The following is a 19,910-nucleotide window of genomic DNA, read 5'->3' as shown; positions in this document are numbered from 1 at the left end:
AATCGCGTGCAACGACGTAGTTTCCTGGCATCCTTCGGTGTCAGTACGGCGGCGGCGGTCGGGGGAATCGGGGCGACGGCGGCCCGCGCACGGGCCGCGACGGCAGTCGACTACCTGCAGTTCGACTCGACCGCCTCGCTCGTCGACACGGACGGGACGGAGCTGACGAGCGACGTGGTCGTCGTGACGGCAGAAGACACTGCCCGCAACGAGGACAGCGACGGCGCGGGCGACGCGACCATCTACGACTCGACGACGCCGATTCCGTTGGCGGCCGTCGACGGCTCGGTCGCGGGCTTCGGCGCACAGCTCGCCACGGAGTCGGCGGACTTCCAGAGCGGCAACGAGGAGTTCCTGCTCAACGTCTGGGACACGCTCGTGGGGGAGGGCGGAACGGTCCTGTTCGACGAGAGCCACGACAGCTACAACGGGCTGTACGAGTTCCGTAACTTCGCCAACTACGCCGAGACGCAGGGCAACTACACGGTGGCGGAGAGCACGGACCTGCCGGCGGACCTGTCGGGCGCGGACGGGGTCGTCGTCTCCAGTCCGGCGACGGCCTTCACGGAGACGGAGCGTCGGGCGTTGTCCGAGTTCGTCGCCGGCGGCGGCGCGGTGTTCCTCCACGACACCGCAGACTACGACAACTACGACGAGACGGACAACCTGAACGACGTCGCGGCGGCCCTCGGAGTGGGGTTCCGGTTCAACGACGACCAGGTCGTCGACGACACGTACAACGGCGGCGCGTTCTACCAGCCGACGACCGACGAGTTCGTCGGACCATCGGGGCTGTTCGCCGACCGCGAGGGGCTGGAGATCGACCCGACCAAGACCCACACGGTCGACGTGATCGACATCGCCGACGGCGACACGGTGGACGTGCGGTTCGACACCGGCCGCGAGGAACCGATCCGGGTGCTCGGGCTCGACACCCCCGAGAAGGACAGCAACGATCGGTTCGAGCGGCTCCAGGAGTGGGAGGGGATCGAGTCGGAGCCGTACCTCGACACCTGGGGGAAGAACGCGACGGAGTTCGCCCGGGGTGAGCTGTCTGGCGAGACCGTCGACATCTCCTTCGACGACGAGGAGCCGGGGATCTTCGACCAGTTCGGCCGGCTGCTGGCGTACATCGACTACGACGCCACCGGCGACGGGAGCCGGAACGACCCGTACAACCTCCGGACTGTCCAGGAGGGGTACGCCCGGCTGTACTCGTCGAGCTTCTCCCGACACGACGACTTCCGAGCCGCCGAGGCCGACGCCCGCGCGGACGGCCGTGGGCTCTGGACGCAGTCGGACCCGGCCGACAGCTCGGAGATCCGGAACCGCGACGTGGACGATCTGTTCTTCCCGACGGCAGAGAGCGTCCGGACGACCGGCGGCGCCGTCGACAGGTCGCGGGTGCCGGTGGTCGCAGAGTCGACCGCGAGCCAGTCCGGCGGCCAGGTGAGCTACGGCTCGGACGTGCCGCTGGCGGCCGTCGACGAGACCAACCGGGTCGGCGTCGTCGCCAGCCCGATCGTCGCCGAGAGCTACGAGAAGGCCGAGGACTTCGCCGTCGACACGTCGACGTTCGAGAACTTCGCGTTCCTGGCGAACCTGCTCGACAGCCTCTCGGAGACGTCTGGGAAGGTGTTGATCGACGGCGGTCACGGCCAGTTCGAGGCGGACTACGGCCTGTCGGCCGAGGACACCGCCTACTTCCAGCGATACCTGGAGGGGGTCGGAATCGCCTACGATCAGGTGAACACGATCAGCGACACGAACCTCTCGAGGGCGCGTGCACTGCTCGTCACTCCGTCGGAGGAGGGGTGGACGGACGGCGAACTGTCGACGCTCCAGTCGTTCCGGGACGGCGGGGGTGCGGTCGTGCTGCTGGGGCACAGCGGCGCGACGACGGCCGCGCGCGACAATCTCAACTACGTCGCCTACGACCTGGGGACGGATCTCCGGCTCAACGGCGGCAGCGTCACGGACGGCTCGAACAACGTGAACGGCGACGAGACGATCCCGACGACGACCGTCTTCGACGGGGACTTCCCGTTGTTCTCGGCGTTCGACGGAGGCTCCACCGGCGGCACGATCACGGTGGAGAACCTCCACGCGAACGCCGCCGGCGACGAGTACGACAACCTGAACGACGAGTACGTCGTGTTCGAGAACCCGGAGTCCGACGGGATCGAACTCGGAGGGTACGCGGTTGAAGACGAGGTCGGCAAGCGCTACGAGTTCCCGAGCGGGTTCACGCTGGCGGGCGGGGCGACGGTGACGCTCCACACCGGCAGCGGCACAGACACGGAGACGGACCTCTACTGGGGTAGCAGCTACCCGGTATGGAACAACAACGGTGACACCGTGTACGTGTTCGACGAGACGGGCGCCGAAGTGTTGGCGTACAGCTACTGACGGGCGCTTCCGTCGGTCGTCGACGCCGTCCGAGGGTGGCCGTCGTCGACACCCGGCAGCCTGACGACGGCAGTCGTCCCGTCCGTGCAGTCGAACGTCACACTGCCGCCGAGGGCAGTCGCGCTCCACTCGACGAGCCACAGTCCGAGCCCGCTGGCGTGGTCGAGTTGGTCCTCGCGGCCGCGCTCCAGCGCCGCGAGTTCGTGGTCCGGGATCCCCGGGCCGTCGTCTGCGACGGCCACGACCGCCGTGTCCCCGTCCACCTCGCGGAGTCGCACGGTCACGCGTCCGCCGCCGTGGTCGACGGCGTTCTGGAGGAGGTTGCCGAACAACAGCGACACCACGTCCGCGTCCGTCTCGACGGGGAGCCCCGAGGGGACGTGCCAGTCGACACGGTCGCAGTCGTCGGCGATCCACTCGGCGGCGGTCGCCTCCAGGGTCTCGTCGAGCGTGATCGTCTCCGTCGGCGTCTCGTCCGTGTCCAGCAGTCGTTCCAACGAGCGCGCCTTCTCGCCGAGTTCGGCGAGGGAGGCCGCCTCCCGGCGAGCCGTCTGGAGCATCTCGACGATCTCGTCGTCGTCGACCCGTTCTATCGCCGCCGAGAGGTAGCCGTGGACGACGTTGAGGTCGTTGCGGAGGTTGTGCCGGAGAACGCGGTTGAGCACCTGGAGTCGTTGCTCGCGGGCACGCTCTTCGGTCACGTCCTGGAACACGAGCGTCGCACCGACGGGCTGGCCGGTCGGGTCCGTCAGGAGCGAGGTCTTCACCACGAACGCCCGTTGCTCCCCGTCGACGGTGAGCGAGACGGTCTGGTCGGGGGCGTCGTCGAAGGAGTCGGCCGCGGTGCCGGGGACGAGCGCCGACAGCGTCGCCTCGTCCAAGTCGGCGACGACGGACAACGGCGCGCCGAGCACGCCCGGACGGCGAACGCCGAACAGGCGTTCGGCGCTGTCGTTCACCTCCACGACCCGGCCGGCGACGGTGACGACGACGACTGCGCTGGCGAGGTCGTCCAGCGTGTCGCGGTCGGCCGCGCGCCGGGTCGCCGGCCCGACGGCGAACAGGTCACCGTGGAACAGGGCGACGTAGCCGCCGCTGACGGTGACGGCGATGGCCGCCGGCGTCGGGTTGAGCTGTGGCACCGGGCCGACGCCGGACAGCCAGACGGCCGTCGCTAGCGTCGGGAGCGACGCGCCGGCGACCAGCGTGAGCAGCTGCCGACGGTAGACGGAGCCGTACCTGACGACCGCCTGGAGCAAGAGTCCGACAGCCAGCCCCACCTCCAGGTACGCCAGGGCGTACACCGCGTACAGCGCGGGCTGTACGTCCAGCGACACTGTCGCGGCGCCGAACACCGGGTCGATCCGGTAGTTCTGCCAGGCGAGCCCGTGGAGCGGGTTGAGCACCTCGAACACCGCGAACCCGATCCAGACGGCGAGGTTGAGCCGAGCACCCCACGACCTGGCGAGGTGTGGGCGACCGGTGTACGCCAACGCGAACCCGAGCAACGTCGGCGGCACCAGACTCTTCGCCACCCAGGTGACGGCGCCGACGGCCTGGCGCAGCGCCGGGTCGAACACGAACAACGCGCCGCCGTACCCCAGTGCCCACGAGGCGATGGCGAGCGTGAACGCGATCCAGTAACGGCCGCCGGGCTGGTCGCGGTGGCGCCAGGCGCGCGGCAGCGTGTACAGCGCACCGACACCGGCCGCGAGCGAGAGCAGCGCCGGCCACGGTAGTGTCACCATCGTCTCGTGTGTCTCGTATCGCTCGTGTCTCTCGTCACTCTCGACGGTCGCCCCGTCTGTGAACCTCGACCGACGGCAGTGCGTTTCCCGAGTGGGTTTTTCTCCCGAACACGATGTAATTTATGTCCGAGTATTGGGCTAGCATGTCGTATGTCTTGCGGTCGGCGAAGTCAGAGACAACGACTGTGGCGGTCCGTCGTTCGGCGCTCTGCGGGACGACGGGTCGCTACACGACGTACTGGAGCAGTTGCTCGCGGCCGGTCGCTTCGACGTGTGCCCGGAGCGCGTCCCGCAGCGGGTCGATGGAGCCGCGTTTCGCCGAAATCGGGGCGATCGTCTCGTCCCACTGCTGCCAGGGCGGGTACAGCCCCAGTCGTTCACACAGTTCGTCCAGTCGCTCGTCGCGGTCGTCCACCTTGTCCATCTTGTTGACGGCGACCACCGCGGGCACGTCCACGTCTCGGAGGAAGCCGAACAGTTCCACGTCGTGTGGCACCTCGTCGGGGCCGGAGTGGCGGTCGATGATGTCGACGGCGGCCTTCCCGTCGACGACGAGCACGCCCGCGACGATGTCGTCGGCGTTGTCCTCTACGTACCGCACCACGTCCGTCTTGATCTGCTCGCGGACGGACTCCGACACCCCGGACATGAACCCGAAGCCGGGGAGGTCCGTGTAGAGGAAATCCGGGCCGGTCCAGTCGAAGTGGTTCGGCTCCCGCGTCACCCCGGGTTTCCCCCCGGTCGCCACGTCGTGGCCGGTCAGCTCCCGCATCAGCGTCGACTTCCCGACGTTCGACCGGCCGACGAGCACCACCTCGGCGTCGCGGTCCGGTCGCGTGTCGAACGGCATGTGCGCCGGTAGCCGGCGACGGCCGATAACGGTAGCGACCCAGGCCGGGCTCAGTTCCGCTCCGGGCGTTCGCGTCCTCGACTGTCCGTGCGGAGCTGTCTGAGCTCTCGTTCCAGATCGGAGGCGTCGTCCGGCCCACGGTTGTCGGCGACACAGTCGGCACAGTAGGTGTTCGACCCCTCCTCGTGCGTCCGGACGGGGACGCCCGCGAGGTAGAACTTGTCCGAGAACTCCCGACGCTCTCCTCGGACGACTCGGTCGTCACAGGCAGCACACGACTCCGGCGGGGTCTCGACCGACTCCGTCTCGACGCGCCGCTCGCGGCCGAACGTGGACGGCGACTCCGTGTCGATGTCGCTCCGGAACGCCACGGTGCCAGCGACGGCCATCACGGTGAACAGGAGTACCGAGACGGCGATCTGCGGGACACCCACCAGCAACGAGATTGCGAACAACAGCCCGTTGATCCCCAACAGAACCACCCCTGCGACGACCGCCAGGGCGGTGCCGAGGCTGCTGTCGTCGTCCACCTCCTCGTTGCCGTCGGCGGTGACGATCCGTTTCGGCGCCCCCCAGGTGTAGGAGTACCAGGCGTACAGGAGGTTGGCGAGCCCGCTCGAGACGAAGAACAACACGAGGTGGACCGGGATCGACCCGACACCCCGGTCGACCAGCTCCACCCGGTCGCCGTCGTCGTACGTCACCTTCCAGCCGCGGGCGCGGAGGTCCGCCACACGCTGGCTGAGCCAGTGACGGTCGTCCGTCGTCGCGGCGCCGGGGTCGCGTCGGCCGCCGCCGCTGGCGCCCGTCCGCGCGCGCTCGCTGTCGGTCGCCGTCACGGGGTCGCCACAGGCGGGACAGTAGTTGTCCCCGGAAGAGAGGCGTTCCCCGCAGGCGGAACAGTAGCGTGGCGTCTCCGACATTCCGACCGGAACGACGTGACCGTCGCTCAAGTAGCTTGCGCGGGGGTTCCCGCTGCGAGACGCCGCCTTTCAGTCGTCTGTCGGTTCGTCCAACACGACTGGCACCCCACGCGCCGCCACGTCGGCCGCGAACGCCGTCCCGTCGGCCGCCAACAGATCGAACGTGTCGTAGTGGACCGGCAACACGAGGTCGGGGTCCATCGCCTCCGCGAGAGCGGCCGCCTCGTGGCGGTCGCTCACGACGTTCCCGCCGATGTTGGCGAGGAAGAGGGACACGTCCAACTCCGCGAACCCGTCTAAGGCGTCCCCGTCGCCCGGCCAGAACACGGAGACGTCGCCGACGGAGAGCCGGTAGCCGACCCCGAACCCCTCCGGGTGGTACGGCTCCCCGTCACCGTCGACGTGTGGTCCGTCCGGCTCGTTGTACGTCGGCACCGTCCACACGTCGACGCCGGCGGCGGCGCAGTGGTCCGTCTCACCGATCCGGACGGTCTCGCGGTCGATCTCCTCGACCGGGACCACGTCGCGGTCGATCCCGGACGGGTCGACACCCTCGTAGACGACTACCGTCGCGTCCTGGGCGGCGACTCGTTCGACGCCGTCCGAGTCGTAGTGGTGGTCGTGGGTGACACACACCACGTCGCCGTCCTTCGGGTACTGGCCGTCGAGCACCCCGTAGCGCCCGGGGTCGAGGTAGACGACCGTCCCGTCGTCCGTCTCCAGCCGCACCGTCGCGTACCCCAGCCACTCGACTGTCAGTCCGTCGTGTCTGACTGTCACGACCGGAGGGTGACCCGCCGGAGAGAAAACTCCGTCCACTCTCGGGCGCTCGTGTCGGCCTCGAGTGTTCGCGCCGAAGCTGGGTGCTCGCACCGGCTACGACCGCTCGTCGTACCACGACACGAGCGGTCCAAATAGTAGCGCTCGCGTCGGCTACGACCGCTCGTCGTACCACGACACGAGCGGTCCAAATAGTAGCGCTCGCGCCGGCTACGACCGCTCGTCGTACCACGACACGAGCGGTCCAAACCAGAATCCGGCGGCGAACACCACGAGCACGGTGGTGAGTGCCCCGACACGGATCGTCAGTGTCGTCTCGGCGGCGGCGGCGACGGCCAGCCACAGCGTCGCGGCGACGGCGGCGACCGCCGCGACGCTCAACAACGACGGCAACGGGTGTTCGGCGACGAGACGGCGCGGATTCACGTCACCCCGTCGTGGCGGGCGGGCCGTGTGCGTTTCGGTCCACAGCGCTTTCTGCCCGGGGTGTGTCGTGTGGTCGTGAGAGTCGCCATCCTCACTGTCGGGGACGAACTGCTCGCCGGGGAGACGGAGAACACGAACGCGACGTGGCTCGCCGGCCAGGTGACCGACCGCGGCGGCGTCGTCCGCCGCATCCTGACCGTGCCGGACGACCCGCCGACGCTCGTCGACCGGATCCGAGCGTACCACGACCGGTTCGACGCCGTCCTCGTCACCGGCGGGCTCGGCGGCACCCACGACGACCTGACGGTGCCGGCGGTCGCCGACGCGCTGGACCGCGAGGTGGTCGTCCACGAGGCGGCTCGCGCGGCCGTCGAACGGACGGCCGCGGCGCTCGCCGAGGCGGAGCCGGAGCTGTTCGAGCAGTACGACCTCGACTTCGATCCGGACGCCTGGGCGTCACTGCCGGCCGGGGCCCGCCACGTCGAGAACCCCGTCGGGCTGGCGCCCGGCGCCGTCGTCGACGGCGTCTACCTCCTCCCGGGCGTGCCCGAGGAGATGCGAGGCGTGTTCGGCAACGTCGCCGAGGAGTTCGGCGGCGACCGAGTGTCTCGGTCGGTCCGGTCGCCGGCGCCGGAGGGTGCGCTGGCGGAGACGCTCGCGGCCGCGGGCGACCGGTTCGACGTCGCCGTCGGCAGCTACCCCTCCCGGGCCGACCGGGAAGTTCGGGTCCGGGTGTCCGGGACGGACCCGGACGCCGTCGACGCCGCCGTCGACTGGCTGGCCGAGCGGATCGACACCGTCTGACCGTCGCCCGGACCCGCCGCCGGTTGCTCTCCCGGCGTGCGGTCGTCCGCTCCGTCGTGCCGTCGAGACGGCCGGGCACACGACCGACCGAGGGGTGGCTTTTTGCCCGTCAGTCGCCGAGGGGAGACGATGACAGACCGGCGACGAGAGTTCCTGAAGGCGTCCTGGGTGAACGTCGTCTCGAGTCTGCTGAAGATCGTCGTGGAGGGAGCGCTCGGGGTGACGTTCGGCAGTATCGCGCTGGTCGCGGACGCGGTCCACTCCGTCGCGGACCTGCTCGCCGGGGCCGTCGTCCTCGTGTGGGGGCGGGCCGCCTTCGACGGGGCAGACGAGGACCACCCACACGGTCACGACCGGTTCGAACCGCTGACAGCGTTGTTCGTCGGCGGCGTGTTGGTCCTGTTGGGGCTGGCGTTGCTGCGCGAGTCGTTGCTGACGTACCTCTCCGGGCCGGAGTCGACGTACAGCGCCGTCCTCGTCGCCGGGCTCTTGTTCGCGCTCGCGGACCGCGGCGCCTGTTACTGGTACACCGTGCGGGTGAACCGGGAGGTGAACTCCCCCGGGCTCGCCGCGCTGGCGGCCGACAGCAAGAACGACCTGTGGACCACCGCCGCGGCGATGGTGGGCGTCGCCGGGATGGCGACCGGCAGCCCGATTCTCGACCCCGTCGCCGGCGCGTTCGTCAGCCTGCTCGTCGTCTGGCAGGGTGTCGAGGTGGCCCGCGAGAACCTGACGTACCTCCTGGACGCCGCCCCGCCGGAGTCGCTCCAACGGGAGATCCGCGAGGCGATCCTAGACCACCGGGGCGTGTACGGACTCCACGACTTCACCGCCTTCTACGTCGGTCACCGCGTCGAGGTGGAGTTCCACGCCGAGGTGGACGGCGACATGACGCTCGCGGCCGCCCACGACCTAGAGACGGAACTCCGAGAGTGTGTCCTGGCCGTCGGCGAGGTGACGGACGTCCACGTCCACTTGGATCCCGCCGGGCTCGGAGAGTGGAAGGACGCCGACGAGGGAACCGTCTCCACTGCCGACACCGGACAATCGAGCCAACACCACGGCGGTTTTTGAGGCGGAGCGCCACGAGGTGGTATGGACGTGTTTCCAGTCCCGGACGTGCCGGAGGTGCGGCCGGGCGACGACCTCGCGGCGCTGATCCGCGACCGGGTCGACCTCCGTCCGGACGACGTGGTGTGTGTCGCCTCCACCGTCGTCTCGAAGGCGGAGGATCGCGCCGCGGAGCTCTCGGAGTTCCCCGCGGGACCGCGGGCCCGCGAGATCGCCGACAACCTCGAGGAGGTGACAGGTGAACAGAAGGACCCCCGGTTCGCACAGGCCGTCTTGGAGGAGTCGACGGAGGTGTTGATGGAGTCACCGTTCCTGTTGACGGAGACACGGTTCGGTCACATCGGCGTCAACGCCGGCATCGACCGCTCGAACGTCCCCGAGGGGGACATCCTCCTCCTCCCGCGCCGACCGTCGGAGTCGGCCAGCCGCATCCGGGCGGAGCTGCCGGCCGACCACGTGGTCGTCACCGACACCTCCGGGCGACCGTTCCGCCACGGTCAGCGAGGGGTCGCCGTCGGCTGGGCGGGACTCGCTCCCGGGCGCGACTACCGCGGCGAGACGGACCGCGAGGGGCGCGAGTTGGGCGTCACCGTCGAGAACGTCGTCGACGAGCTCGCTGCCGCCGCCAACCTCGTCGCCGGCGAGGCCGACAGCGGCACGCCCGCCGTCGTCGTCCGCGACTTCGAGTGGGGCGACCACGGCGAGAGCGACGCACACTTCCGAGCGGTGGAGGGTGATCTGGTCAGACAGGCCGTCAGGGAGTGGGAGTTCTGATGCTCGGAATCGAACTCACCCCCGAGCACCCGGTCGAACGGGTCGTCGAACTGGGCGCCGCCGCCGAGACGGCCGGCTACGACACCGTGTTCGTCTCGCACCACTACAACAACCGCGACGCGACGGCTGTGGCGACTCGGCTGGCGACGGAGACGGACGGCGTCCGGCTCGGTCCGGGCGTCGCCAACCCGTTCGAGAGCCACCCGGTGACGCTCGCCAGCGAGGTGGCGACGCTGGACGAGCTCACGGACGGCCGCGCGGTGTTCGGACTCGGCCCGGGCGACCCCTCCACGCTGCGGAACCTCGGGATGGCGGACGACCGCGGGCTCCGGCCCGTGCTGGAGGCGTTCGAGACCGCCCGCGACCTCTGGGCGGGCGAACGGGTGGACGGCGGGGGGACGTTCGACGCCGACGACGCCGGCCTCAACTACGAGCCGCCACAGGGGGCGTCGATCCCCGTCTACGTCGGCGGCGAGGGGCCACACATGTGCCGGATGGCCGGCAAGCGCGCCGACGGCCTGTTGTTCAACGGCTCGCACCCGGCGGACCTCTCGTGGGCGCGTGACCGCGTCGCCGAGGGGATCGGCGAGGCCGACGGGAAGACCGCCGACGACTTCGATCTGGCGGCGTACGCCAGCGTCAGCGTCGGCGAGGACGGCGACGCCGCCCGCGAGGCCGCCCGGCCGCCGGTGGCGTTCGTCGCCGCCGGCTCCCCGCCGCCCGTGCTCGACCGCCACGGCGTCGACCACGGCGTCGCCGAGGAGATCGGCGACCTGATCGCCGAAGGGTCGTTCTCGGAGGCGTTCGACGCCGTCACGCCCGGGATGATCGACGCGTTCTGTATCGCCGGCACGCCCGAGACGGTCGCCGACCGGATCGACGCCGTGCTGGAGCACGCCGACTCGTTGGTCGTCGGGTCGCCGCTGGGGCCGGACCTGGACGCCGCCGTCGAACTGGCCGCCGAGGCCGCGCCCGACGAGATCCGCGAGGAGTAGTAGCCGTCTCCAGTCGTCTCCGTTCGTCTACCGTTCGTCCTGCTTCGCCCGCGCCGCGCCCTTCGCCTCCCGCTGTGCCTCGGGGTTCGGCCGCGCGGTCGGGATGCGGCCGTCGGCCTCGCGCTGTCCGCGCCCGAGCGTCGGCGTCGTGATCCCGAGTTCGTTGAACAACGCCCCGACCGCGAGGTAGCCCAGCACCGCGACCGCGCCGGTGACGAAGACGGTGCCGAACAACACGGAGACGAACGACAACGGGTCCTTGAGCGCGACCTGGCCGCCGATCCTGGCCGCCATCTCGACGGCGCTCGTCAGGAGCCTGACGACGAAGTCCGTGACTGTGACCATGTTACCGGCTTGGTCTCGACGGGTTTGAGTGTTGAGGGTCGCGCTGCCGGCCGTGACGACGTCGTCGTTCCACGACTCACTCCCGCGACGGCAGCCCCGGGTCGTACCCCACCGCCACCGCCGCCCGCTCTAACACGTCGTCGACGTTCTCGTCTTCGGTGACGCTCATGTACGCCTCGGCGTCCACGTCTCTCGACACGTCGCTCTTGTTGCAGACGGTGAGGACGGGCACGTCGAAGGTTGCGTCGACGGCCTCCCGGAGGTCCAACTGCACGTTCAGTGGGTAGCCACACCGTGCGGAGGCGTCGACGAGGAACAGGACGGCGTCGGCGGCGTGCGCGAGCGCGGAGACGGCCTGTTGTTCCACGTCGTTGCGCTCGTCGGCCGGGCGGTCGAGCAGCCCCGGCGTGTCGATAATCTGGTAGGTGACACGGTCGCGGTCGAAGTGCCCGACCTGGATCCCGGTGGTGGTGAACGGGTACTCGGCGGTCTCGTTGCTGGCGCGCGTGACGCTGTTGACGAACGCGGACTTGCCGACGTTGGGGTAGCCCGCGACGGCGATCACGGGTGCCTCCGGGTCGATGTCCGGGAGGTCGCGCAGTTCGTTGCGGGCGTCGTTGAGACGGCGGAGGTCGTCGGCCACCTCCTCCGTGATGTCGGCGAAGCGAGCGAACGCCTGTTTCCGGGTCTTGCGTGCGGTCTCGCGGTCGGCGGTGCGGAGCTTCCCGGTGTAGTCGTCCCGGAGGCTCTCGATCTGGTCGCCGGCCCAGCCGACCTCGTTGAGCGACTGGCGGACCTCGTCGACGTCGACCAACGCGTCCGCGAGTTCGTAGTAGAACGGAGACACCTCGTAGGCGAAGTCCGGCCAGGCGGTGACGACGTTCTCCAGGTTGTCCGAGAGGACGTTGCCGGCGGTCCGCAGCATCGACTCCTGGGCCTCGCGGCCGTCCTTGGCGCGGCCGGCGCGAGTGGCACGGGAGAAGGCCTTGTCGACCAACTCCTCGGCCGTCGGTGTGGTGGGGAGATCTTCGAAAATCATCGGCTCGTGGCTCGTTACCTCTACTGAGGCGTGTCGGCCTGATAAACGCGTCCGTTCGGGCCCGACCGAACCCCACTCGGGGCTCCGGCGCGGACGGACGAACGATGACCGACCAGACGGGAGACGACGGGCGGCTCCTCGTGTACGGGGCGTACGGCTACACCGGGCGGCTCGTCGTCGAGCGGGCCCGAGCGTGTGGGCTCTCGCCGGTCGTCGCCGGGCGGCGACGGGAGCCGACGACGGCCGTCGCCGACGACCACGGGGTGGACGCGCGCGTGTTCGCGCTGGACGACCGGGAGACGGTCGCCGACGCGGTCGCGGACGTAGCAGTGGTCTGCAACTGCGCCGGGCCGTTCGTCCACACGGCCGAGCCGCTCGTCGAGGCGTGTCTGTCGACCGGGACCGACTACTGCGACGTGACCGGCGAGATCGGCGTGTTCGAGACGTTGGCGGGCTACGACGACGCCGCCCGCGAGGCCGGGGTGACGGTGTTGCCGGGCGTCGGGTTCGACGTGGTGCCGACGGACGCGCTGGCGGCCCACCTCGCGGACCGACTGCCGTCGGCGACACGGCTGTCGCTGGGGTTCCAGGGGCTGGGCAGCGTCTCCCCGGGCACCGCCCACACGGTCGTGGACTCGTTGTCTGCCGGCGGGGCAGTCCGACGCGACGGCCACCTCCAGTCCGTGCCGTTGGCGCACGACGTCCGGTGGATCGACTTCGGCCGCGGGGAGACCCGTGCGGCGGCGATCCCGTGGGGCGACGTGTCGACCGCTTACCACACGACCGGGATCGAGAACGTCACCGTGTACGCCGCCCAGCCGGGGGCGGTGAGCCGACTGCTGCGGGCGGGGAGCCGGCTGGCTCCCCTCGCCGGAGCGGCGCCGGTCCAGTCGTTGCTCCACGGGCTCGTCGACCGGGTCGTCGACGGCCCGGACGAACGGGACCGCGAGGCGGGCGAGACGTACGTCTGGGGCCGCGTGACGGACGGCGAGAGGACGGAGACCGCGCGGCTCCGGACGCCGGAGACGTACCGTTTCACCGCCCACAGCGCCGTCGCGCTCGCGGACCGGGTGGCCGACGGCGCCCCGGCGGGGTTCCAGACTCCCGCCGGCGCGTTCGGACCGGAGGTGGTGTCGACCGTGGCGGGCGTGGAGTGGGTCGAACGGTGACGGCGCGCGTGACAGCTGTGCGTTCGCGGTGACCCTGTCGGCTCGTGGATCACCCCCTGTCGGGGCGTGGTGGGGCTCTTCTCGGGATCAGTTCGGCAGACGGCAGCGGGGTGTGCCGGCTGGTCACCGTCGTACCGTCGGTAGAACAGCAGTTTTATCAGTCGTACCGAGCGAACAGGGAGTAAGACTCTCTCTGGAGGCTCATGACGGACAACACACAACCGGAGGTGAACATCGGACTCGTCGGCCACGTCGACCACGGGAAGACGACGCTGGTGCAGGCGCTGTCCGGGTCGTGGACGGACCAGCACAGCGAGGAGATGAAACGCGGGATCTCGATCAGACTCGGGTACGCCGACGCGACGCTGCGGCAGTGCCCCGACTGCGAGGCTCCCGAGTGTTACACGGTCGCCGAGGAGTGTCCGGAACACGGCGAACCGACGGAACACCTCCGAACCGTCTCGTTCGTCGACGCCCCGGGTCACGAGACGCTGATGGCGACGATGCTCGCGGGCGCGTCGATCATGGACGGCGCGGTGCTCGTCGTCTCGGCGACGGAGGACGTGCCCCAGGCACAGACGGAAGAACACCTGATGGCGTTGGACATCATCGGCATCGACAACGTCGTCATCGCCCAGAACAAGGTGGATCTGGTCGACGCGGAACAGGCGCGGGACAACTACGAGCAGATCAAGGAGTTCGTCGCCGGCACCATCGCCGAGGACGCTCCCATCGTCCCCATCTCCGCCCAACAGGAGATCAACACGGACCTGTTGATCCAGACCCTGGAGTCGGAGATTCCGACGCCGGAACGCGACGAGACGCTGTCGCCGCGGATGCTCGTCGCTCGATCGTTCGACATCAATCGACCGGGGACGACCCACGAGGACCTCCTCGGGGGCGTCGTCGGCGGCTCGCTCGCACAGGGCACGTTAGAGGCGGACGACGAACTGGAGCTCCGCCCCGGCCGCGAGGTCGAGGAGGGCGGCGAGACGGGCTACGAGCCGATTCAGACGACCGTGCGGTCGCTCCAGGCGGGCAACGAGCCCGTCGACCAGGTCGGTCCGGGTGGACTGCTCGGCGTCGGCACCGGGCTGGACCCGTCGCTGACGAAGGGTGACGCGTTGGCGGGGCAGATCGCCGGCGAGCCCGGGAGTCTGCCGCCGACGGTGGACGCCTTCGAGATGGAAGTGGAGCTGTTGGACCGGGTCGTCGGCGAGGGTGCCGTCGACGAGATCTCCACCGGGGAGCCGTTGATGCTCACCGTCGGGACGAGCACGACGGTCGGCTCCGTCACGAGCGCCCGCGGCGGCGAGTGTGAGGTGCAGCTGAAACGACCGGTGTGTGCGGATCCGTCGTCGAAGATCGCCATCAACCGCCGGATGGGCGCGCGCTGGCGACTGATCGGCGTCGGAACGCTGCTGGAGTGAGCCAGTGGCCCCGTCCACCGCGACAGTCGTGCTCGACACGAGCGTGCTGACGGCACCGGTTCAGGCGGGCGTCCGGCTGTTCGAGGAGCTCGACCGGGTCGCGCCGGGCGACCGGGTCGTTCCGGCACCGGTGGTCGACGAACTGGAGTCGTTGGCCGACGACGGAGAGCCGGCGCGGGCGGCGTCCGTCGGCCGGGACCTCGTCGACCGGTGTCGGGTCGTGGACGCGCGGGCAGAGTACGCCGACGACGCGGTGGTGGAGCTGGCGACCGGGTCGGTGCCGGCGGACACGACCGGCCCGGTGGCGGACGGGGAGACGGTCGCCCTGTCGTCGCCGCGGTACGCCGCGACGAACGACCGCGGCCTGCGAGACCGGTTGCTCTCGCGGGACGTTCGCGTAATCGGTTTAAGGGGGGCGAACACACTGGCCGTAACAGAGCCGTAACGGCGGACCGCACCCCGGCCGCACGGAGGCGGGGCGGGCAGACGGACCGGGCGGACGACCAACGAGCGAACGAGCGGGCCGTCGCCCCGAGCGAGGGGACGGCGACCAACACGATACACGACAATGTACAAACGGGTACGACTCAAGGACACGGTCGAGGTGCCGCCGGAACACCTGGCGGACGTGACCCCACAGCGGGTGAAGGAGCTGTTGCAGGACAAACTGGAGGGCCGACTCGACGAGGACGCCGGCAGCGTCGTCAGCGTCGTCGAGGTCCACGACATCGGCCAGGGGTCGGTGTTGCCGAGTCGCCCCGGCGTCTACTACGAGGCGGAGTTCGACGCTCTCACCTTCGACCCGGAGATGCAGGAGGTGGTCGACGGGAGCGTCGTCGAGGTGGTGGAGTTCGGCGCGTTCGTCGGGATCGGGCCGGTCGACGGGCTGCTCCACGTCTCGCAGATCTCCGACGAGTACCTCGCGTACGACGGGGAGAACCAACAGCTCGCCTCGACGGAGTCGAACCGGACGCTGGGCGTCGGCGACGACGTGCGGGTCCGGATCGTCACCAAGAGCATCGACGAGCGCGACCCCCGAGACTCGAAGATCGGGCTGACGGCCAAGCAGCCGGGGCTGGGCAAACACGAGTGGCTGGAGTCCGACCGGCGCCGCCGAGAGAACGAGGGCGCCACGGCGGGTGACGCCTGATGGCGGAGGACCGTCTCGCCTGTCGGGAGTGTCACTACGTCAACGGGCCGGACAGCCAGACGTGTGACAACTGTGGGTCCTCGTCGCTGACGGAGGACTGGGCGGGCTACGTGATCGTCAACCACCCGGAAGACTCCGACATCGGCGAGGAGATGAACGTCGACGAGCCGGGCAGCTACGCGCTGAAGGTCAGATGAGCGACGACGCCGTCGTCACGCTGCCGGCCTCGCTGCGGGACGCGTTCAAAGAGCCGTTGGGGTCGGTGTTCGAGGACGCCGACACCCTGCTCGCGGGCGCGGACACTCCCGTCGTCGCCGTCGGCGACGTGGTGACGGCACACCTCCTGCGGGCGGGTCACACCCCCCGCGTCGCGGTGGTCGACGGCAAGACGGAGCGAGAACGGGTGAGCGACGCGACCGCCGCGGCGCTGCCGGACGAGGAGTCGCGTGTTCGGGTGGACAACCCCGCCGCGACGCTGACGCGGGACCTGCTCGTCCGGCTGCGCGAGGCCGTCGCGGCGGAGGAGTCGACCGTCCTCCACGTCGACGGCGAGGAGGACCTGGCGACGCTGCCGGCGCTCGTCTGCGTGCCGGACGGCTGGCGGGTCGTCTACGGCCAGCCCGGCGAGGGGATGGTGCGTGTGACCGTCGACGGCGACGCCCGAGCGGAGGCACGGGAGCTGTTGGGACGGATGGACGGCGACCCGGAGGCGGCGCTCGGGCTGCTGACGGAGTGACCCGGCGCGACGACACAGAACCCCACCCTTTTGCCACTCCCCGTCCACGTAGTGAGTATGAGCAGTCGGCGGCGGAAGCCGGACTGGCTGAAGACGCAACCCCCTTCCGGACGGGAGTTCACGGACATCAAGGAGACTCTCAGAGAGCGTGACCTCCACACGGTGTGTGAGGAGGCGAACTGCCCGAACCTGGGCGAGTGTTGGAGCGGCGAGGGGGGTGGCGGCGACGGCGGGACGGCGACGTTCATGCTGATGGGCGACCGGTGTTCCCGTGGGTGTAACTTCTGTGACGTGGAGACCGGCGGGATGGAGCCGTTGGACCCAGACGAGCCGGCGAACGTGGCGGCGGCGGTCGCGGAGATCGGCTTGGACTACGTCGTGTTGACCTCCGTCGACCGGGACGACCTGGCAGACGGCGGCTCCAGACACTTCGCGGAGACGATTCGAGAGATCAAACGCCGGGATCCGGAAATCCTCGTGGAAGTGTTGATCCCGGACTTCGGCGGTGATCCGGCGGCGGTCCGTCGGATCGTCGACGCCGGGCCGGACGTGATCGCCCACAACGTCGAGACGGTCGAACGGCTCCAGTGGCCCGTCCGGGACCGCCGTGCGGGCTACGAGCAGACCTTGGACGTGCTCCAACAGGTGGACAGGGAGTCGGACATCCACACGAAGACGAGCATCATGCTCGGACTCGGGGAGTACGACCACGAGGTGTACCGGACGCTGCGTGACCTCCGGAACGTCGGCGTGGACATCGTCACCCTGGGCCAGTACCTCCAGCCGTCGCGGTCACACCTGGACGTGTTCGACTACGTCCACCCGGACGTCTTCGACACCTGGCAACGGGTCGCAGAAGAGGAGCTCGGGTTCCTCTACTGTGCCTCCGGGCCGATGGTCCGGTCGTCGTACAAGGCCGGAGAGTTCTTCGTCGAAGCACTCGTCCGCGAAGGGAAGTCCGTCGAGACGGCCCGCACGACCGCCCGCGCCGGGGACTGACGACCCCATCGCGTTCTTTTCTGCCGCAACAAAGATTGATACACGACAATTAATTTTGAGTAGAAACGAAAGCAAAATGGACGGGGGGGACGGACCGTCTAGGTGTCGATGGAAACGACCTGGCTGGACGACGGCATCCGGGTAACCGACGCGGCGAAGAACACCGTCGTGGTCGGCACGGAGGGGTGGTCGTCGGCAGCCGAGGGGCCGTCGGTCGCGGACGCGTTGTCGACGGTGGAGACGGGTCCGGACGACCCGCAACACACCGTGTCGGGCGTCGTCAGACGCCTCCAACTCCCGCCGGTGGTGACGGAGCTGATCCAGTTGGACACCGGGAAGGTTCGGCAGGCGGCGCCGGACGAGACCGAACGGCTCGGGAGGGAGCCGTACCTCCTGCGGGTGGACGCCAACGTGCGACTGTTCATCCGGTGTGACGGGCCGGCGACAGTGCAGTTCGAGGCGACCGAGGGGGGCAGCGAACGGTACGTGCTCCAGTTTCGGGAGCAGACGCCGGTCGCGGTCGCCTTCGAGAGCCAGGTGGACATCGTGGAGGCGACCGTCACGGTCCCGAAGACGGTCGAGGGTGTCGCGACGGCGCTGACGACGATGGGGAGCGCCAACGAGACCACGTCGCCGGACCGCACCTGGCCGACGCTCCGGAACGAGCCGCCTCGGATCGAGTTCGGCGACCGGACGGAGGTGCCGGAGACGGTGACGGACGACCGGCCGGACACCGGGATCGAACTCGTGGTGCCGCCGGACGTGGCGTACCTGTTCACCGGGGCGTCGCTGATCCACTACCTCGGAGCGGAGGTACGGGTGGAGCCGGACGCGGAGCCGGCGTTGCGTGGCGCCGGCCGAGTGGAGCCGTTGGGGGAGCTGCCGACGTTCCAGCGACGGACTGCGGAGACGCTGGCTCGGTGTTTCTACCTGGACTGTGTCGCCCGCAGCGCCGGGCCACACGGGGAGCGGCTGACGGTGGCGGACACGTTCGACGAACTGGAGTTGGATCCGGAGCGGCTGTACGACGCCCCGTTGGCAGAACGGCTGCGGACGTACCTCGACACGGAGTTCGACGCGGTGCGTGACCGGTTTCCGGAGTGGCACCTCTCGATGTACGTCGCGCCGACGTTCGACCACGTCCCGACGCTGTCGCACCTGCTCCAGAAGCTGCCGCACTTCTTTCTCCCGGAGTCACACGACCTGACCGAAGACGAGTGGGTGGAGCTGTCCTCGAACGACACGTTCGCCCGCGACCTGCCGGACCGGGAGCCGGACGCCTTCCGGCGTGTCACGCGGGAGGTGTCGAACGTCGACCTGGTGCAGCCGGAGCTGGGTCCGGGTCAAGAACACGGCTGGCTCGCCGACGACGTGCCGATCGAGGTGTTCAAGACGTTCCCCGAGGCGTACGAGAACCGGCGGAAGTACCTCGACAGCGAGGGGAGCGGGCTCACCGTGGCTGCCGTGTTGAACAACGTGGACATGCGAGCGGAACACGACCGCGCCATCGAACACTACGAGACGCGGGCCGACGAGCTGAACCTCGACATCACCGTCCGAGAGAACATCTCCGTCGCGGAGCTGGCCCGGACGTTCGAGGCGGGTCACGACCTGGTCCACTTCATCGGCCACCGAGAACGGGAGGGGTTGGAGTGTGCGGACGGCTACCTCTCGACGGAGAGTCTCTCGGAGTCGAACGCACGGACGTTCTTCCTCAACGCCTGCGGGTCGTACCCGGAGGGGGAGGCGTTGATCCGGAAGGGGTCTATCGCGGGCGGTGTCACCTTCGAGAGCGTGCTCGACAGCGAGGCCGCCCGGGTGGGGACCACGTTCGCCCGACTGATGGTGCTGGGGTTCTCGGTCAAGCGGGGGCTGGACTACGCCCGACGGCAGCTCCTGATGCCGAAAGACTACGCCGTCGTCGGCGACGGCTCACACGTCGTCGCACAGAACGACGCGCTGGCCCCGCCGAAGCGGTGGCTGTTCCGCGTCGACGACGACGAGTTCCGGATCCTGACGGAGAACCTAGAGACGTGGGCACACGGTGGCTACGCCCGTGCGACCCTGATGGAGGACCCGAACAGACGGTACCTCCTGGGGCGTGAGCGGGTGTACTCCGTCTCCCGGTCGAAGCTGGAGGAGTACCTCAACATCGCGCAGTCGCCCATCGTGTTCGAACAACAGCTGTGGTGGCCCGACGACCTCCAGCAGGAGCTAGACGAGCGTCGGTGAGCCGAAAACTGGGGGGTGGTGTCGGGGCGA

20 protein-coding genes are annotated in these 19,910 nt (G+C 69.5%); 13 read left to right on the top strand and 7 right to left on the bottom strand.

The window, feature by feature from the left end; translation table 11 throughout:
• Window positions 1–6: 6 nt before the first annotated feature.
• Window positions 7–2,409 (top strand): lamin tail domain-containing protein, encoded by a 2,403-nt coding sequence (locus RYH79_RS02140; protein WP_370895767.1) that lies wholly within the window; start codon window positions 7–9, stop codon window positions 2,407–2,409.
• On the opposite strand, the gene RYH79_RS02135 is transcribed toward RYH79_RS02140, so the two are convergent.
• The 5 genes from RYH79_RS02135 to RYH79_RS02115 all read right to left on the bottom strand — a co-directional run bounded on the left by RYH79_RS02135 (window position 2,403) and on the right by RYH79_RS02115 (window position 7,136).
• Window positions 2,403–4,157, bottom strand: a complete 1,755-nt coding sequence (locus tag RYH79_RS02135; protein ID WP_370895765.1) for a histidine kinase N-terminal 7TM domain-containing protein — start codon at window positions 4,155–4,157, stop codon at window positions 2,403–2,405. The genes RYH79_RS02140 and RYH79_RS02135 overlap by 7 nt on opposite strands.
• 226 nt (window positions 4,158–4,383) lie before the next feature.
• A complete protein-coding gene (gene engB, locus RYH79_RS02130; protein WP_370895763.1) occupies window positions 4,384–5,007 on the bottom strand; it encodes a GTP-binding protein EngB in 624 nt (207 codons plus the stop codon).
• 50 nt (window positions 5,008–5,057) lie between these two features.
• The gene (locus RYH79_RS02125) at window positions 5,058–5,930 is read right to left on the bottom strand and encodes a zinc ribbon domain-containing protein (RefSeq protein ID WP_370895761.1); all 873 of its coding nucleotides are present in this window, start codon (window positions 5,928–5,930) and stop codon (window positions 5,058–5,060) included.
• Window positions 5,931–5,999: 69 nt separating this feature from the next.
• Window positions 6,000–6,710: an MBL fold metallo-hydrolase gene (locus RYH79_RS02120; RefSeq protein ID WP_370895759.1), complete on the bottom strand. Its 711-nt coding sequence runs from the start codon at window positions 6,708–6,710 to the stop codon at window positions 6,000–6,002.
• A gap of 210 nt (window positions 6,711–6,920) precedes the next feature.
• Window positions 6,921–7,136: a hypothetical protein gene (locus RYH79_RS02115; RefSeq protein ID WP_370895757.1), complete on the bottom strand. Its 216-nt coding sequence runs from the start codon at window positions 7,134–7,136 to the stop codon at window positions 6,921–6,923.
• Between the two features lie 75 nt (window positions 7,137–7,211).
• Here RYH79_RS02115 and RYH79_RS02110 point away from each other — a divergent pair, with 75 nt between their 5' ends.
• From RYH79_RS02110 to RYH79_RS02095, 4 genes are all read left to right on the top strand, one after another.
• Window positions 7,212–7,940 (top strand): competence/damage-inducible protein A, encoded by a 729-nt coding sequence (locus tag RYH79_RS02110; RefSeq protein WP_370900732.1) that lies wholly within the window; start codon window positions 7,212–7,214, stop codon window positions 7,938–7,940.
• A gap of 129 nt (window positions 7,941–8,069) precedes the next feature.
• Entirely contained in the window at window positions 8,070–9,014 is a 945-nt protein-coding gene (locus RYH79_RS02105; RefSeq protein WP_370895755.1) for a cation diffusion facilitator family transporter, read from the top strand.
• A 21-nt stretch (window positions 9,015–9,035) separates the two neighbouring features.
• Window positions 9,036–9,785, top strand: coding sequence for a coenzyme F420-0:L-glutamate ligase (locus RYH79_RS02100; protein WP_370895753.1), 750 nt, complete (start codon window positions 9,036–9,038; stop codon window positions 9,783–9,785).
• Window positions 9,785–10,780 (top strand): 5,10-methylenetetrahydromethanopterin reductase, encoded by a 996-nt coding sequence (locus tag RYH79_RS02095; RefSeq protein ID WP_370895751.1) that lies wholly within the window; start codon window positions 9,785–9,787, stop codon window positions 10,778–10,780. Before RYH79_RS02100 ends, RYH79_RS02095 begins: the two co-directional genes overlap by 1 nt.
• Window positions 10,781–10,807: 27 nt before the next feature.
• On the opposite strand, the gene RYH79_RS02090 is transcribed toward RYH79_RS02095, so the two are convergent.
• Window positions 10,808–11,125 carry a DUF8024 family protein gene (locus RYH79_RS02090; RefSeq protein ID WP_370895749.1) on the bottom strand — a complete coding sequence of 106 codons (318 nt, stop codon included), beginning with the start codon at window positions 11,123–11,125 and terminating at the stop codon, window positions 10,808–10,810.
• Window positions 11,126–11,201: 76 nt separating this feature from the next.
• A complete protein-coding gene (locus tag RYH79_RS02085) occupies window positions 11,202–12,164 on the bottom strand; it encodes an NOG1 family protein (RefSeq protein WP_370895747.1) in 963 nt (320 codons plus the stop codon).
• Window positions 12,165–12,268: 104 nt separating this feature from the next.
• Between RYH79_RS02085 and RYH79_RS02080 the strand changes: the two genes are divergently transcribed.
• From RYH79_RS02080 to RYH79_RS02045, 8 genes are all read left to right on the top strand, one after another.
• Window positions 12,269–13,333, top strand: a complete 1,065-nt coding sequence (locus RYH79_RS02080; RefSeq protein WP_370895745.1) for a saccharopine dehydrogenase family protein — start codon at window positions 12,269–12,271, stop codon at window positions 13,331–13,333.
• 203 nt (window positions 13,334–13,536) lie between these two features.
• On the top strand, window positions 13,537–14,763 hold the full coding sequence (locus RYH79_RS02075; protein WP_370895743.1) for a translation initiation factor IF-2 subunit gamma: 1,227 nt from the start codon (window positions 13,537–13,539) through the stop codon (window positions 14,761–14,763).
• Between the two features lie 4 nt (window positions 14,764–14,767).
• Window positions 14,768–15,208, top strand: a complete 441-nt coding sequence (locus RYH79_RS02070) for a type II toxin-antitoxin system VapC family toxin (RefSeq protein ID WP_370895741.1) — start codon at window positions 14,768–14,770, stop codon at window positions 15,206–15,208.
• A 123-nt stretch (window positions 15,209–15,331) separates the two neighbouring features.
• Complete coding sequence (locus RYH79_RS02065; protein WP_370895739.1) at window positions 15,332–15,913, top strand: DNA-directed RNA polymerase; 582 nt, start codon at window positions 15,332–15,334, stop codon at window positions 15,911–15,913.
• Complete coding sequence (gene spt4, locus RYH79_RS02060; RefSeq protein WP_370895737.1) at window positions 15,913–16,110, top strand: transcription elongation factor subunit Spt4; 198 nt, start codon at window positions 15,913–15,915, stop codon at window positions 16,108–16,110. Before RYH79_RS02065 ends, spt4 begins: the two co-directional genes overlap by 1 nt.
• Window positions 16,107–16,649 carry a GTP-dependent dephospho-CoA kinase family protein gene (locus RYH79_RS02055; protein ID WP_370895735.1) on the top strand — a complete coding sequence of 181 codons (543 nt, stop codon included), beginning with the start codon at window positions 16,107–16,109 and terminating at the stop codon, window positions 16,647–16,649. Before spt4 ends, RYH79_RS02055 begins: the two co-directional genes overlap by 4 nt.
• A 57-nt stretch (window positions 16,650–16,706) precedes the next feature.
• Window positions 16,707–17,648, top strand: coding sequence for a lipoyl synthase (lipA, locus tag RYH79_RS02050; RefSeq protein WP_370895733.1), 942 nt, complete (start codon window positions 16,707–16,709; stop codon window positions 17,646–17,648).
• Between the two features lie 102 nt (window positions 17,649–17,750).
• Window positions 17,751–19,880, top strand: coding sequence for a hypothetical protein (locus RYH79_RS02045; RefSeq protein WP_370895731.1), 2,130 nt, complete (start codon window positions 17,751–17,753; stop codon window positions 19,878–19,880).
• Window positions 19,881–19,910: the final 30 nt, after the last annotated feature.

The sequence above is a fragment of the Halobaculum sp. MBLA0143 genome (genome assembly GCF_041361465.1).
In the GTDB taxonomy this organism is placed as follows: domain Archaea; phylum Halobacteriota; class Halobacteria; order Halobacteriales; family Haloferacaceae; genus JAHENP01.
This window is presented reverse-complemented; position numbering and strand designations above follow the sequence as displayed.

Coding starts and splice junctions, on each gene's coding strand:
- RYH79_RS02135 (WP_370895765.1), bottom strand. CDS start 4,157: ATGGTGACACTACCGTGGCCGGCGCTGCTCTCGCTCGCGGCCGGTGTC.
- engB (WP_370895763.1), bottom strand. CDS start 5,007: ATGCCGTTCGACACGCGACCGGACCGCGACGCCGAGGTGGTGCTCGTC.
- RYH79_RS02125 (WP_370895761.1), bottom strand. CDS start 5,930: ATGTCGGAGACGCCACGCTACTGTTCCGCCTGCGGGGAACGCCTCTCT.
- RYH79_RS02105 (WP_370895755.1), top strand. CDS start 8,070: ATGACAGACCGGCGACGAGAGTTCCTGAAGGCGTCCTGGGTGAACGTC.
- RYH79_RS02100 (WP_370895753.1), top strand. CDS start 9,036: ATGGACGTGTTTCCAGTCCCGGACGTGCCGGAGGTGCGGCCGGGCGAC.
- RYH79_RS02095 (WP_370895751.1), top strand. CDS start 9,785: ATGCTCGGAATCGAACTCACCCCCGAGCACCCGGTCGAACGGGTCGTC.
- RYH79_RS02090 (WP_370895749.1), bottom strand. CDS start 11,125: ATGGTCACAGTCACGGACTTCGTCGTCAGGCTCCTGACGAGCGCCGTC.
- RYH79_RS02085 (WP_370895747.1), bottom strand. CDS start 12,164: ATGATTTTCGAAGATCTCCCCACCACACCGACGGCCGAGGAGTTGGTC.
- RYH79_RS02080 (WP_370895745.1), top strand. CDS start 12,269: ATGACCGACCAGACGGGAGACGACGGGCGGCTCCTCGTGTACGGGGCG.
- RYH79_RS02075 (WP_370895743.1), top strand. CDS start 13,537: ATGACGGACAACACACAACCGGAGGTGAACATCGGACTCGTCGGCCAC.
- RYH79_RS02065 (WP_370895739.1), top strand. CDS start 15,332: ATGTACAAACGGGTACGACTCAAGGACACGGTCGAGGTGCCGCCGGAA.
- spt4 (WP_370895737.1), top strand. CDS start 15,913: ATGGCGGAGGACCGTCTCGCCTGTCGGGAGTGTCACTACGTCAACGGG.
- RYH79_RS02055 (WP_370895735.1), top strand. CDS start 16,107: ATGAGCGACGACGCCGTCGTCACGCTGCCGGCCTCGCTGCGGGACGCG.
- lipA (WP_370895733.1), top strand. CDS start 16,707: ATGAGCAGTCGGCGGCGGAAGCCGGACTGGCTGAAGACGCAACCCCCT.